Origin of the sequence: Empedobacter sp. R132-2 (assembly GCF_030324375.1) — a bacterium.
Taxonomy (GTDB): domain Bacteria; phylum Bacteroidota; class Bacteroidia; order Flavobacteriales; family Weeksellaceae; genus Empedobacter; species Empedobacter falsenii_B.
In genome coordinates this window covers 1-13,384 of the sequence record NZ_JACAGG010000017.1, presented here as the reverse complement: position 1 = coordinate 13,384, position 13,384 = coordinate 1, and the positions used below count along the sequence as shown (strand labels likewise).

Sequence of the window (13,384 nt, the reverse complement as noted above, 5' to 3'; positions counted from 1 at the left end):
TATTAAGATTTAATAATTAATTTACAGTTTTACTTATTCAAAATCAACATTTTTATGAATAAATCATTGACTTTTTCAACAAATTTCAAGCCGATAAATAAGATCTAAAATTTCTAATTTTATAACTAAAAAAACGAGGTAAAATAAAAATTAACCTCGTTTTTTTATGATGTATGATAATTTTACTTTTTCGTTTTAATTGTATTCTTATAAATCTGACCATCTTTAATAATCACTAAAAAGTTTTTATCAGGATTAGCTATTAATGATAAATCTTTCAACGGATTTCCATCAACCAAAATCAAATCTGCTAAAGCTTGTTCTTCTACAACACCTAATTTCCCTGGATATGGGCTTCTTAAACCAGATAATTGCAACAATGGTACATGCCTATACGCCGAGAGCTGTGCAACGTGCTGTGGAAGCAGGAGTGAAGTCAATTGAGCATGGTCAAATGTTAGATGAAGAAACATTAAAAATTCTTGCCAAAAAAGGAGTTTGGTTAAGCCTTCAAAATTTGATGGATAATAATGAAAACATGGACGAGCAGCGAAAAGAAAAACGTAAACCAGTTTTGGATGGTCAAGATAAAGTTTGGCCTTTAGCAAAAAAACTTGGTGTGAAGCTTGCATGGGGAACGGATTTCTTGTTTGAACCTGAGTTGAATGATGATCAAAATAGTTACATATTACGTCTTCAAAAATGGTTTACAAATGCCGAAATTTTAAAGATGGTTACGCAAGATAATGGAGAATTACATACGTTCCCCAATCTTCAGCAGCATCAACTGCAGCTTTCATTTCGTCAAAAGTATATTGTGTAACATCAATCGGATCATAAGCAGAAGACGTTCCTCCACCTGCCATTAATTTGATTTGACTCGCACCAAAACGTAAATTCTCTCTTGTTGCAGTCAAAACTTCATCTCTTCCATCAGCAATAAAAGTAGCTCCTAATTCCTCTGCACGAGATGCTTTACCAAAAAAACGACGCGAACGTTCATCAGGAGTTCTAAAATCTCCGTGACCAGCTGTTTGACTAATCGTTGCACCCGAAGGCCAAATTCTAGGCCCTGCAACTTTACCTTTATCGATGGCTAATTTCAAGGGAAAAATTGGCCCACCAGCATCACGAACACTCGTAAAACCACGCATCAACATTTTGTGGGAAGCTTCGCCAACCTTATTCATTAACATTTCTTCGGACATATCTGGCGACATCATTTGCGCCATCGTCAATGAACCAAATACCATGTGTACATGAACATCTATCAAACCTGGCATCAACGTTTTTCCTCCTCCATTAATTTTTACAACGTCTTGATTAGGTGAAGAAATTTTTGCAGAACTAATTTTTTCAATTTTTTGCCCAGAAACCAAAACATTCATCGGCGATGTTAATGCTTGAGTTTGATGATCTAAAATTCTAACATTTTCAATTAAAATCTGTTTTGTTTGAGCAAAAGTAAAAGTGGTAGCGAGAAAAAAAAGTGCTATTATCGACTTTATTTTCATAATTTATTGTTTAATTGCCCTAAAGATACGTTGAATGCGTGTAATTTGAGGATAAAGTTTAAATTAAAAATATATTCATTTAAATCATTCAAACAAAAACCCAAATTTACTTTTTATTAAAAGAAAATACTATATTTGTTGACAACCAAAAGGTTTTAACTTAATTTTCCTTGGTGATAAAGATTTTTAACTGTTTTGAATTAAATAGACAAAATCTTGTTTTACGGCTTATCTTCTTCCGACTATAATCGTTTTTTAAGGAATAAAATTTAATAAAAAATTAGCAATCAATACACCTTTTCTACCCAAATAATCGGATAGAATTTTGTAAATTTGTAACCAATACATTAGAAAATTTAATGGAATATAATACACTTCGTTCGCAATTGATTATTCCAGAATATGGTCGTCATATTCAAGAAATGGTAAATCATTGTAAAACAATAACAGACGAAACAGAACGCAACGGATTTGCCGAAATTATAATTGAAGTAATGGGAGAATTAAATCCTCACTTGCGCGATGTACCAGATTTTCAACATAAACTTTGGGATCAACTTTTTATCATGGCAGAATTTGATTTGGATGTAAAATCTCCTTATCCAATTCCGACAAAAAAAGATACGGTAAATAGTAAACCAAATAAAGTAGAATATCCAAAAAGCATCTATAAATACAGATATTACGGAAACAATATTCGTAAAATGATTGATGTTGCTGTAACGTGGGAAGAAGGCGAAAAACGCGAAGGTTTGTACTTTGCGATTGCCAATCACATGAAAAAATGTTATTTACTTTGGAATAAAGATACTGTTGATGATCAAGTTATTTTTAATCATTTGTACGAATTATCTGATGGTAAAATTGATTTGAGAAAAGTTGATGATCATTTGGTTTCTCCTGATCGTTTAAATTCGAATAATAATCATTCAAACAACAATCAAAACAATAGAAGTTACCAAAACAATAATCGTAATCATCAAAATAACAACAATCGAAATAATAACCAAAATTCGAATAATCGTCAAAACAACAATAACCGAAATAATCAAAATAACAACAATCGAAACCAAAACGTTCGAAACAATAAAGGTTAAATCAAAACTATTTAATACAACTAAATGGCTACATTTCAAATAAAGGGAGGGAAACCTTTGAAAGGAGAAATTACTCCGCAAGGTGCTAAAAATGAAGTACTACAAATTTTATGTGCGGTTTTATTAACCAATGAACAAGTTCGTGTTAAAAATATTCCAGACATCCGAGATGTCAATCGTTTGATTGAAATTTTGGGTGATTTAGGCGTAAAAACACAAAAAAATGGAAAAGGAGATTTTACTTTCCAAGCCGACGAATTACGATTAGATTATTTAAAAGGAAAACAATTTCGTAAAGATGGTGCTGCATTACGTGGATCAATCATGTTAATGGGACCACTTTTAGCTCGTTTCGGAGAAGCTTTTATGCCGAAACCTGGAGGAGATAAAATTGGGCGTCGTCGTTTAGATACGCACTTCGAAGGTTTCTTTGCGTTAGGAGCAAAATATCGCTTCAATCCAGACGAAGATTTCTACGGTGTAGAAGTAGACGAAAACGGATTGCAAGGTTCTTATATGTTATTGGAAGAAGCTTCTGTAACAGGAACTGCAAATATTATTATGGCTGCAGTTTTAGCAAAAGGAACAACAACTATTTACAACGCTGCATGTGAGCCTTACATTCAACAATTGTGTAAAATGTTGAACCGAATGGGTGCTAAAATTTCTGGAATATCTTCGAATCTTTTAACGATTGAAGGAGTTGAGAAGTTAGGCGGAACTGAACATACATGTTTACCAGATATGATTGAAATTGGATCATGGATTGGTTTAGCTGCCATGACAAAATCTGAATTAACAATCAAAAATGTTTCGTGGGAGAATTTAGGTGTTATTCCAGATGTGTTCAAAAAATTAGGAATCAAATTAGAGCGTCGTGATGACGACATCTATATTCCAGCACAAGAACATTACGAAATCGAGCGTTTTATTGACGGTTCTATCTTAACAATTTCTGATGCGCCTTGGCCAGGATTTACACCAGATTTATTATCAATTATCTTGGTAATTGCCACTCAAGCAAAAGGAAGCGTTTTGATCCACCAAAAAATGTTCGAGTCTCGTTTATTCTTCGTGGATAAATTAATTGATATGGGAGCGCAAATTATTTTATGTGATCCACATCGCGCAACTGTTATTGGTCTTAATCACGAAACTCCTTTAAAAGGAGCCGAATTAACTTCTCCAGATATTCGTGCTGGTATGTCTTTATTGATAGCTGCCCTTTCTGCAAAAGGAAAAACTGTTATTCATAATATCGATCAAATTGACCGTGGTTATGAAGATATCGATGTACGTTTACGTGCTATTGGAGCTGATATAATTAGAGCTTAAAAAATAAAAAATGCAATCTATTATTGAGTTTATCACTAATTTTGTTCAACGCCCAGACAAGGTATTAATGGACATTATCAATAATTACGGTTATTGGATATATGCTATTTTATTCTTGATAATTTTTGCTGAAACAGGCTTAATTATCATGTCATTTTTAATGCCTTTTTTACCTGGAGATGCACTAATCTTTTCGATTGGAATGATTGCAGCAAGCGATGATCAAAACCATTTGCATATCGAATATATTATTCCATTACTGATGGTTGCAGCAATTCTTGGTGATAACGTAAATTATTATGTTGGACGAAAATTTGGTGGCTGGATTTTAGGACGAAAAGACTCGTGGTTTCTTAAAAAGAAACATATCGAAAAAGCAACAGAATTTTTTAACGAAAATGGTAAAAAAGCAATTATTATCGCTCGTTTTATGCCTGTTGTTCGTACAATAATTCCATTTATTTGCGGTGTTACAAACCTTAATTATCGCACATTTATTACCTATAGTTTTATAGGCGCGGTACTTTGGGTTGGTGTTATTTCTCTTTTGGGACACACATTAGGTCAGTTTGACATTGTAAAAAATAATTTAGAGAAATTCATTTTCGGAATTATATTATTGGCGAATATGCCGTTGATTATCCAAATTGTGAAAGCTCAATTCAATAAAAATAAAACAGAAGAATGAGACAATTTGGATTAATCGGAAGAAATATTTCCTATTCATTTTCTAAATCTTATTTTGCTGAAAAATTTAAAAACGAAAACATTGTAGACGCTGTCTACAATGTTTTTGATTTACAGCAAATCGATGAAGTAGAAAAAGTATTCGAAACCGAAGGTTTAGTGGGCTTTAATGTTACAATTCCTTACAAACAAGAAATCATTCCATTTTTGGACGAATTATCACCAGAAGCTAAAGCAATTGGTGCGGTTAATACAGTTTTGATACAAGATGGAAAACGAATCGGGCATAATACAGATTGTTATGGTTTTCATCATTCGATAGAACCTATTTTAGAACCTCATCATAAAAAAGCATTGGTGTTAGGAAATGGAGGTGCTGCAAAAGCGGTTTTTTATATTCTTGATTTATTGAAAATTGAATATAAAATAGTTTCAAGAACAAAAACTGAAAATCATTATTCATATGATGAATTAAATAAAGAAATCATTCATAATCATCAAATTATTGTGAATTGTTCGCCAGCTGGTACTTTTCCAAATACTGAAATCGCTCCACTTCTACCCTACCAATTTATCAACGAAAATCATTTATTGTACGACTTGATTTACAATCCACCATTGACAAAATTTTTAGAAAATGGTCAACAAAATGGAGCCAAAATAAAAAATGGTCACGAAATGTTGGTTCTACAAGCCGAAAAAGCTTGGGAAATTTGGAATAATCGTACAAAATAGACTTGATATTGTCCTCAAATTTTATTAGATTTGAGAAACAAAACTTAATTTCTTATGAATACTGAAATGGATAACCTGCAAAATGCAGACGGAGAACAATTACCTAAACCTGCAAATACAAACGACTCTAACACGGAATCTTACAAAACGGTAGAGTTAACGAACCAAGAAAAAATAAGCGATATTTCGTTCAAAGATTACGAAAAATTTAGTTTTGATGTTTTGATTAACGAAGCAAAAAATCTATTAAGCAAATATGATGTTCAAGAGATTCGCGAGCATTTTAATCAAATTCGTGATGCATTCAAAACTAAATTAGAAGAAGATGAAGCTGCAAAAAAAGAAGCTTTCTTAAGTGAAGGTGGTGATGAATTAGATTTTAAATACGAAACATCTTTTAGAGCAAAATTTAACGCTGTTTACAACGATTTTAAAAATCAATTAGCAGTTTTTCATAAAGAAAACGAAAAAAAGGAATCTGATAATTTAAAGGAACGTTTAGAAATTATTGACGAATTGAAAGCCTTGTATCAAGAACCAAGTGATTCTTCGGCGGCAATGTTCAAGAAATTTCGTGAGTTAAAAACTCGTTGGCACAATGCAGGAAGAATTCCGAGCAAAAATGCTGAAAATGTATTCAAAAATTATTTTTTCCACTTAGATAATTTCTACACATATTTGGATATGAATAAGGAATTGCAAACATTGGATTATGCACATAATCTGGAAGTTCGTCAATCGATTATTAAACGTGCAGAAGAATTAATTGGAGAGCAAAACGTGCAAAAAGCTTTGAATGAATTGCAATATTTGCATCGTTTATGGAAAGAAGAAGCCGTCCCTGTACAAGAAGATTTGCGCGAACCAACGTGGCAAAAATTCAAAGAATTAACAAATAAAATTCATGACCGTAAAGGGGAATTGAATGAAAAAATAAAACAAGAGCAAAAAGATAATTTAGAAAAGAAGAATCAAATTATCGCTCGTATCAAAGAAATTTCTGAGCAAGCAACAACAAAATCGCATGGCGATTGGCAAAAAGCTATTTCTGAAATAAACTCTTTGCGTGAGAACTTTATCACAATTGGACGTGTTCCGAAAGATAAAAATTCTGCAACTTGGGAAGCTTTCAAAGAAGTGACAAGACAATTTAATCACATCAAAAATGATTTCTATAAAAATCTAAAATCAGAGCAACAACTGAATCTTGAAAAGAAATTGGCTTTGTTAGAAATTGCAAAACAACATACGGAAAGCACGGATTGGAATGCTTCTGTACAAGTGATTAAAAAAATCCAAAATGATTGGAAAAAAATTGGACATGTTCCAAGAAAAAATTCAGACAAAATCTGGAAAGAATTCAAAGATACATGTAATCAATTCTTTGATCGTTACAAAAAACGTCACGAACAAGCGAATCAAAAAATGGAACAAAATTTAGAAAAGAAACAAGCTTTCTTAGACGATTTCAAAAATCAAACGATTTCTGAAAACAAAGAAGAGGCGTTGAAACAACTAGAAGAAATCCAACATAATTGGACAAGTTTAGGAAAAGTTCCATCAGAAAAAACTTCAATCAATCAAGAATTTACAGATGTTTACCACAAAAAATTAGATGCTTTAAATCTTTCTAAAAATGAATTGAACGATTATAAGTTGAAATCATTTGTCAATAAAGTAAAATCTGGAAATAATGGAAATTTATTGGATGACGAGATTAGAAAAACACGTAAAATAATTGAGGATTTAGAAAAAGAAATCAATCAATTGGATAATAATGTACATTTCTTTTCGAATGCAAATGAGAATAATCCTTTATTAAAAGACGTTTACAAACAAATTGACGATAAACGTAAAAAATTAATTGAAGCAGAAATCAAACTGAAAACATTATTCAATATTGATTTTAATGCATAATTTTTAGGCATGACACAACAATCTATCGATGAGCAATATATGGCTCGTTGTATACAAATTGCAACAAACGGGTTAGGAACAACATATCCTAATCCGTTTGTTGGTTCTATTATTGTACATAACAACAAAATTATAGGCGAAGGTTTTACGTCAGAATATGGCGGACCGCACGCCGAAGTGAACGCTATTAATTCGGTTAAAAATCAAGAATTATTAAAAGAATCTACGTTATATGTTACGTTAGAGCCTTGTTCGCATCACGGAAAAACGCCTCCTTGTGCGGATTTGATTATAGAAAAAGAAATTCCAAAAGTCATAATTGGAACTTTAGATCCTTTTGCGAAAGTAAATGGGCAAGGTTATTTACGTTTGTTGAAAAATGGTGTTGATGTAACGCTTGGTGTTTTGGAAAAAGAATGTATCAAACTCAATAAGCGTTTTATAACATTTCATCAGAAAAAACGTCCATATATTATCTTAAAATGGGCGCAAACAGAAGACGGATACATGGGGCGTGATGATGTACAATTGTGGATTACAAACCAATATACAAAACAGTTAGTACATAAATGGCGAACGGAAGAACAAGCTATTTTGGTTGGAAAAAACACCGCTTTGATTGATAATCCACAACTTAACACACGATTATGGAAAGGAAATAATCCGTTGAGAATTGCGATTGACAAAAACTTAGCGATTCCGAGAAGTTTCCATTTGTTTGATCAAACACAACCTACTGTAATTTTCAATTCGATTGAAAATTGTTCTGAAGAAAATTTAGAACTTGTTCAATTAGATTTTACGCAAAAAATATTGCCACAAGTGATGGATTATTTATACGAAAACAATGTTCAATCCTTAATTATTGAAGGTGGAAGTGATACCATACGACATTTTATTGATGCTGATTTGTGGGATGAAGCACGAATTTTGAGCTCGGATACTATTTGGAATGAAGGAATTTTAGCTCCTCGACTGAAAGGAACACGAACTGAAAAACATCGTTTTCTGAATGATGAATTAAATATTTTCGAAAATAGAATAGAAATTGAAGAGCCTTAGATTTTAAGGTTCTTTTTTTATTTATGATTTATTTGAATTTATTAAAATTTTCGTTTAATAATTATTTCAGAAAATTTATTCTTCTCAAATTCTATGTTATTTATTGATTCAACAAGAAAACTCATTTTATAAAATTTATTTTGTAGCTTAAATATTAATTTCCCACCAACATTATCAATTTTATAATTAAAAATATTTTGTTTTTTTGTTACATAGCAAAATGATGGTTCATTACAATTTTGGCAATCAATTAAATTTACTTTATTATTTTTCAAAAATCTAAATTCTATTGTACGACGAAATTGAAATTTAGATTTTCCAATTGAACTATTATAAATCTTCAGATTTTCAGTTTTGTAAAACATACTATCTTGATTATCTGTAATAATTCTATAATTATAATCTATCATTGAATTATTAATGATCCTTTTAAATTCCTTCTTTGAAATACTCTGGCAAAAAGAATACTCGAACACATTAGTATGAATAAAAATAAATAAGCTTTCATTTATATTAAATTTTTTCATCATTCATAAATATAAAACCTTTTTTCTTTAAAAGTACTATTTAAACTATCTTTGCGCTACTTTTCAATACAACATGACGGACAATTATCGTACAATCGAGAAAGCGGTGGAAGATGTAATTTTCAAAGAATTGGGTAGTAAGTTTATTAATTTTGCTTATCCAATTGAAAATGAAGATGACATCAAAATTTATTTGGATCAATTACGCGAAATTCATCCCGATGCAAATCATCATTGTTACGCGTACGCTCTTGGTATAGATGGTAAAAATCATCGTGCAAATGATGACGGTGAGCCAAATGGTTCGGCTGGTTTACCAATTTATAATCAAATTTTATCAAGCGAAATCACCAATGTTTTAATTGTTTCTGTACGTTATTTTGGTGGAACAAAATTAGGAATTCCTGGTTTGGTAAAAGCCTATAAATATGCGGCACAAGTTGTGTTAGAAGAAGCAAATATTGTAGAAAAATTTGTTTCAAAACGTGTGAAAATGGTTTTTAACTATGATCAACAAGGAATTGTAGAACGCAATGTCTATCGGATTTCTGGAGAAATTAAAGACAAACATTTTTCTGATAAATGTATGTTTACAATTTCAGTAAGAGAAAGTAAATTGGAAGAATTTATTCGCATGTTTGACGAATATTATCAAATGGAAATTAAAATTATTGACTAATGCTAAATAGCTTAACTTCTTTACGTTTTTTCTTTGCTTTTGTCGTTTTCTTAAGCCATTTAACGTTTGTAAAAACTGATTTAGCTTGGTATAATTATCTAAAAAATAACGTCTTTTTCGAAGGTTATCTTGGTGTTGGTTTTTTCTTTATTTTAAGCGGATTTGTTATAGCGCTTAATTACGAAAAGAAAGTCATCGACAATCCAAATTTTGATAAAAAGAAGTTTTATATCGCGCGAATTGCTCGAATTTATCCACTTCATGTCCTAACCTTTTGTGTCATGTTACCATTTGTTATCATCAATGTTTGGCAAGGTTATTTTCATTGGGATATTGCAGGTGCGAACTTATTTTTATTGCAATCTTATATTCCGGTAAAAGATTTTTATTTCTCTATTAATAACGTTTCCTGGAGTATTTCGACCGAATTATTTTTCTATTTGATGTTTCCTTTTTATGTGATTTGGTTGCATAAATTCCCGAAACTGAAATATATTTTATTACTAATTATTCCGATTATTATTTTTGCAGAACCTTATTTCAGAACAAATATGAAATTGGAAAAAGCGATTTTTTACATCAATCCAATTGTTCGCAGTTTCGATTTTATTTTAGGAATTATTACCTGTCAAATCTATAAAAAGATAAAAGATACGCCTATCAATTTTTCGAGAGGAACTTTAATAGAAATCGCTGCAATTGCTGTTTTGGCAATCTTTTTCTACTTCCACAATGATGTTGCGAGAGCTTTTCGTTACGGAATTTATTATTGGATTCCGATGGTTGGAATTGTCCTAATTTTTGCTTTACAAAAAGGTTTCTTTTCGAGAATTCTTCAACATAAAACATTGGTTTATTTAGGTGAAATTAGTTTTGCATTTTATATGATTCATATGATTGTGATAAAATATGGAAATCAATATTTACCGAAAATCAATGATTTTCAGAAAATTGGAATTTATTTCGTAATTGCTTTAATTTTAAGTGCATTAACGTTTGAATATTTTGAGAAACCCGTTGCGAAGTGGATCAAAGATAAAGTGAAGTAGTAGCGAGTATTTCTAAAAAATTAATTCAAATAGTTGATTATAACTGAGATTGTGACAATAATAATTGAAACAACAATCAAAATATCTAAGTAATTTATTTTTTTTGAACCAAAATTTGTAGTTCGTTTGCGTTTTCTTGAATACACTATTTCTTTGTTCATTTTTTTAAGAAAGTAAATAAGCCGCGAGACACCACGACTTATTTGTCAAATAATTAATAGTACATTATATAGTTTAATAGTTCTCAGTAATCCTATTGGTACTTGTAACAGCTTCCTGTTTTCTTCGCCGATTTACCTGCCATTTTATCAGATAATAATAAAATAAATGGGCATCTAACCTCTGCAGCTTGTTGTTTTAAAACTTTTTCTGCACGTTCATCTTTTCCATTTCCTGATCTGAAATTGATCATACCTGTTTTAGATTTCAAATCATCTCCTTTTTTTAGACCTGCTACTAAAGCCTTATCTTCCAAAATAATCACTTTCCCCCAATCTTTATCATCAGTAATTTCAATTTTATTAGAAACATCCTCAATACGCGTACTTTTCCCGTAAAATACTTTATTAACAGAATATTTACTCAAAGACTGTATAGCATCTTCTCCATCATACGTATACTCTACCGTAAATTCACCTACACGTTTGATTTGACCTTCGATAATTTCTCCAGAATGTTTGTAAATTTTATCTACTTGTCCAAAAGCTACCGAAGCCATAAGACCTAATCCTAAAATAAAAATGTTTTTCATTGTTAATTGTTTTTAATATTGACTTAATTTTAATTGATTTCTAAAATACTTTCAGTTTCGTTGATTGTAATTATGGTTTTTAGAGGACTAGATTCCATTAAACCATAATTTTCTTTTAGATTGGTGGTCGGTTTTTTCAATAAATCAATTAATTGATCAATTGATTCTTGATAGATTTTCTTTTTTGTTGAGTTCTTAACTAATGAAATATAATACGTCTTATAGTTTTTCTTAATTGGAGCTTCTTTTTCTATTTCTTCTGCAATATTTTTAAAGAAACTAGTTCTATTTTCAGAATTTTTGACCACAATACGTTTTATATTTTTACCTTCAGTTTCTACCTCAATATTCAACGTATATGGTTCTATTTTTACTGAATTGAACATTACTTTTTGATTTCCAAAATTGTCTTCAATAGATGTAGAAGAAACCTTATAAAAATCTTCAAACTCATTTACACGATTTCCAATAAATTGTTTTAAATTTTTGTAATCCAAATTTTGAGAAAAACCCAAACTACACAACAGTACTAATAAAGTAGATAAAATAGTCTTCATTTTTAATAAATAATTAGCTATTAACACCAGATTTATGTGTTAAATAAATTCTTTGCAAATTTTAAGATTCAGTACATAAATTCCTATTTTTGCAGGAGTAGTTAAAAGGTAGTTTCATAATTACTACCTACGGGTAGTTGAATTACTTTACTAAATATCAGTTATATAATAAAAATGAACAACAAAATACTTTTTATCTTCTTTACATTATTTTTTACCCAGGTAGGGATAGGAAATACAATAAATTCCGAAATTCTAAAGAAAGAAATCTCATATTATAATGAAATCGGTTCATTTGATAAATCAATTATCAAATTAGATAGTATTATACATTCTAAAAACGTAACGAATTACGATTTATATAATTTGTATTTGTTAAAATATCTTACGTATAAAACATTATTAAATTATCCAGAAGCAGAAGAAAATTTAAACGTTGCTGAAAAATATGGTTTAAAAAGTTCAAAATACAAAGCCGAAGTTGAGACAAGAGTTTTGATTGAACGAATATTTATCCAATTTGATTATTTAAAATATGATAAGGTTGAGGAATTGCTCCAAAAAGTAAATAAATCCAATTTAAAATATTTGGATGCCGAAACGTATGGTTTTTATATTTCTGTTCTAGGCACAATGAATAGTTTAAATAAAAATTATATTCAAGCAGAAAAAGATTATTTGGATGGTATAGAAATTTTGAAGCAAAAATCTCCCAAACATTTACCTAATATTTATAGAAAGCTTTTACACTTATATACAGAAACAAAAGATAATAAGAAGGCTTTAGAAGCTTTTAACAAAGGGTTGTATTATGCAAAACATTATGGTATAAAACTTTATATTTTGAATATGTACGAATCTCTTACTTGGCATTATGCTCAGAATGAAGTTTGGGAAAAAGCATATAAAACAAGATTAATTGTGAATGATCTTGCAACTGATTATGATGCAATTAATCAAAGTGGAAAATTACAAAATTTAGAAAGAGAAATCATTAACAAGCGAAATGATTTAGAAGTTCGAAATCAGAAAAATATCCGACTATTTCTGGTTATTATTTCTGCAATTTTGATCATATTATTAATTGTTCTTTATAAATTCTACAAGATAAACATCGAAAAAAGAAAACTTGTTGAAAACGAAAATGAACGGATGAGAAATAAACTTTCTAATTTGATTAATCATTCAAATAATGCAAATCAAGTTGAAAAGAAAATCATTTTAAGTGATTATAATCTTTCGGAAAGGCAATTGGATATCATCGAATTAGTGAAGAAAGGATTTACAAATAAAGAAATTGCAACTGAACTCTATATTTCTGAGAATACAGTGAAATATCATTTGAAGGTTATTTACAATACTTTGGGAATAGAGAGTCGTAATTCGTTGTAAATAAAGGCAATATCCAAAAAACTGTGTAAACATAAATTAAGGTGGGTTTAGTAACTCACCTTATTTATTTTATTAAATTTAT

The 13,384-nt window shown here is 30.1% G+C and carries 15 protein-coding genes; 10 read left to right on the top strand and 5 right to left on the bottom strand.

The genetic code is table 11. The features are described from left to right. Positions 1–182: 182 nt before the first annotated feature. Entirely contained in the window at positions 183–380 is a 198-nt protein-coding gene (locus HXZ69_RS09155) for a hypothetical protein (protein WP_286495762.1), read from the bottom strand. Here HXZ69_RS09155 and HXZ69_RS09150 point away from each other — a divergent pair. Continuing rightward, the gene (locus HXZ69_RS09150) at positions 380–823 is read left to right on the top strand and encodes an amidohydrolase family protein (protein WP_286495761.1); all 444 of its coding nucleotides are present in this window, start codon (positions 380–382) and stop codon (positions 821–823) included. The two genes, HXZ69_RS09155 and HXZ69_RS09150, sit on opposite strands and share 1 nt — an antisense overlap. Here HXZ69_RS09150 and HXZ69_RS09145 read toward each other — a convergent pair. Next, positions 735–1,514: an amidohydrolase family protein gene (locus tag HXZ69_RS09145; protein WP_286495760.1), complete on the bottom strand. Its 780-nt coding sequence runs from the start codon at positions 1,512–1,514 to the stop codon at positions 735–737. The genes HXZ69_RS09150 and HXZ69_RS09145 overlap by 89 nt on opposite strands. A gap of 359 nt (positions 1,515–1,873) precedes the next feature. Here HXZ69_RS09145 and HXZ69_RS09140 point away from each other — a divergent pair, with 359 nt between their 5' ends. From HXZ69_RS09140 to ribD, 6 genes are read left to right on the top strand one after another with little or no spacing between them, the layout of a single operon-like run. Further along, a complete protein-coding gene (locus tag HXZ69_RS09140) occupies positions 1,874–2,611 on the top strand; it encodes a DUF4290 domain-containing protein (protein ID WP_038336666.1) in 738 nt (245 codons plus the stop codon). Between the two features lie 24 nt (positions 2,612–2,635). Further along, positions 2,636–3,946 carry a UDP-N-acetylglucosamine 1-carboxyvinyltransferase gene (murA, locus tag HXZ69_RS09135; RefSeq protein ID WP_115000020.1) on the top strand — a complete coding sequence of 437 codons (1,311 nt, stop codon included), beginning with the start codon at positions 2,636–2,638 and terminating at the stop codon, positions 3,944–3,946. A gap of 10 nt (positions 3,947–3,956) precedes the next feature. Then, positions 3,957–4,634 carry a VTT domain-containing protein gene (locus HXZ69_RS09130; protein WP_286495759.1) on the top strand — a complete coding sequence of 226 codons (678 nt, stop codon included), beginning with the start codon at positions 3,957–3,959 and terminating at the stop codon, positions 4,632–4,634. Continuing rightward, the gene (locus HXZ69_RS09125) at positions 4,631–5,368 is read left to right on the top strand and encodes a shikimate dehydrogenase family protein (protein ID WP_219034901.1); all 738 of its coding nucleotides are present in this window, start codon (positions 4,631–4,633) and stop codon (positions 5,366–5,368) included. Before HXZ69_RS09130 ends, HXZ69_RS09125 begins: the two co-directional genes overlap by 4 nt. 54 nt (positions 5,369–5,422) lie before the next feature. Next, entirely contained in the window at positions 5,423–7,285 is a 1,863-nt protein-coding gene (locus HXZ69_RS09120) for a DUF349 domain-containing protein (RefSeq protein ID WP_286495758.1), read from the top strand. A gap of 9 nt (positions 7,286–7,294) precedes the next feature. Then, on the top strand, positions 7,295–8,347 hold the full coding sequence (gene ribD, locus HXZ69_RS09115) for a bifunctional diaminohydroxyphosphoribosylaminopyrimidine deaminase/5-amino-6-(5-phosphoribosylamino)uracil reductase RibD (protein ID WP_219034899.1): 1,053 nt from the start codon (positions 7,295–7,297) through the stop codon (positions 8,345–8,347). A 41-nt stretch (positions 8,348–8,388) separates the two neighbouring features. Here the strand turns inward: ribD and HXZ69_RS09110 are convergent, their stop codons facing one another. Then, the gene (locus HXZ69_RS09110; protein WP_219034898.1) at positions 8,389–8,757 is read right to left on the bottom strand and encodes a hypothetical protein; all 369 of its coding nucleotides are present in this window, start codon (positions 8,755–8,757) and stop codon (positions 8,389–8,391) included. Between the two features lie 190 nt (positions 8,758–8,947). Between HXZ69_RS09110 and HXZ69_RS09105 the strand changes: the two genes are divergently transcribed. Further along, positions 8,948–9,553, top strand: coding sequence for an IMPACT family protein (locus tag HXZ69_RS09105; RefSeq protein WP_219034897.1), 606 nt, complete (start codon positions 8,948–8,950; stop codon positions 9,551–9,553). Next, positions 9,553–10,602, top strand: coding sequence for an acyltransferase family protein (locus HXZ69_RS09100; protein ID WP_219034896.1), 1,050 nt, complete (start codon positions 9,553–9,555; stop codon positions 10,600–10,602). Before HXZ69_RS09105 ends, HXZ69_RS09100 begins: the two co-directional genes overlap by 1 nt. A 253-nt stretch (positions 10,603–10,855) precedes the next feature. Here the strand turns inward: HXZ69_RS09100 and HXZ69_RS09095 are convergent, their stop codons facing one another. Together HXZ69_RS09095 and HXZ69_RS09090 are read right to left on the bottom strand one after the other, a co-directional pair. Next, positions 10,856–11,353: a hypothetical protein gene (locus HXZ69_RS09095; protein WP_286475213.1), complete on the bottom strand. Its 498-nt coding sequence runs from the start codon at positions 11,351–11,353 to the stop codon at positions 10,856–10,858. Positions 11,354–11,382: 29 nt separating this feature from the next. Beyond that, positions 11,383–11,910 carry a hypothetical protein gene (locus HXZ69_RS09090; RefSeq protein ID WP_280051840.1) on the bottom strand — a complete coding sequence of 176 codons (528 nt, stop codon included), beginning with the start codon at positions 11,908–11,910 and terminating at the stop codon, positions 11,383–11,385. A 174-nt stretch (positions 11,911–12,084) separates the two neighbouring features. Between HXZ69_RS09090 and HXZ69_RS09085 the strand changes: the two genes are divergently transcribed. Then, the gene (locus tag HXZ69_RS09085) at positions 12,085–13,302 is read left to right on the top strand and encodes a LuxR C-terminal-related transcriptional regulator (RefSeq protein WP_286495756.1); all 1,218 of its coding nucleotides are present in this window, start codon (positions 12,085–12,087) and stop codon (positions 13,300–13,302) included. Positions 13,303–13,384: the final 82 nt, after the last annotated feature.

Excerpts from the sequence above, each read along its gene's own strand:
- HXZ69_RS09150 (WP_286495761.1), top strand. The coding sequence starts at position 380 with ATGGTACATGCCTATACGCCGAGAGCTGTGCAACGTGCTGTGGAAGCA.
- HXZ69_RS09145 (WP_286495760.1), bottom strand. The coding sequence starts at position 1,514 with ATGAAAATAAAGTCGATAATAGCACTTTTTTTTCTCGCTACCACTTTT.
- HXZ69_RS09140 (WP_038336666.1), top strand. The coding sequence starts at position 1,874 with ATGGAATATAATACACTTCGTTCGCAATTGATTATTCCAGAATATGGT.
- murA (WP_115000020.1), top strand. The coding sequence starts at position 2,636 with ATGGCTACATTTCAAATAAAGGGAGGGAAACCTTTGAAAGGAGAAATT.
- HXZ69_RS09130 (WP_286495759.1), top strand. The coding sequence starts at position 3,957 with ATGCAATCTATTATTGAGTTTATCACTAATTTTGTTCAACGCCCAGAC.
- HXZ69_RS09125 (WP_219034901.1), top strand. The coding sequence starts at position 4,631 with ATGAGACAATTTGGATTAATCGGAAGAAATATTTCCTATTCATTTTCT.
- HXZ69_RS09120 (WP_286495758.1), top strand. The coding sequence starts at position 5,423 with ATGAATACTGAAATGGATAACCTGCAAAATGCAGACGGAGAACAATTA.
- ribD (WP_219034899.1), top strand. The coding sequence starts at position 7,295 with ATGACACAACAATCTATCGATGAGCAATATATGGCTCGTTGTATACAA.
- HXZ69_RS09110 (WP_219034898.1), bottom strand. The coding sequence starts at position 8,757 with ATGATAGATTATAATTATAGAATTATTACAGATAATCAAGATAGTATG.
- HXZ69_RS09105 (WP_219034897.1), top strand. The coding sequence starts at position 8,948 with ATGACGGACAATTATCGTACAATCGAGAAAGCGGTGGAAGATGTAATT.
- HXZ69_RS09100 (WP_219034896.1), top strand. The coding sequence starts at position 9,553 with ATGCTAAATAGCTTAACTTCTTTACGTTTTTTCTTTGCTTTTGTCGTT.
- HXZ69_RS09095 (WP_286475213.1), bottom strand. The coding sequence starts at position 11,353 with ATGAAAAACATTTTTATTTTAGGATTAGGTCTTATGGCTTCGGTAGCT.
- HXZ69_RS09090 (WP_280051840.1), bottom strand. The coding sequence starts at position 11,910 with ATGAAGACTATTTTATCTACTTTATTAGTACTGTTGTGTAGTTTGGGT.
- HXZ69_RS09085 (WP_286495756.1), top strand. The coding sequence starts at position 12,085 with ATGAACAACAAAATACTTTTTATCTTCTTTACATTATTTTTTACCCAG.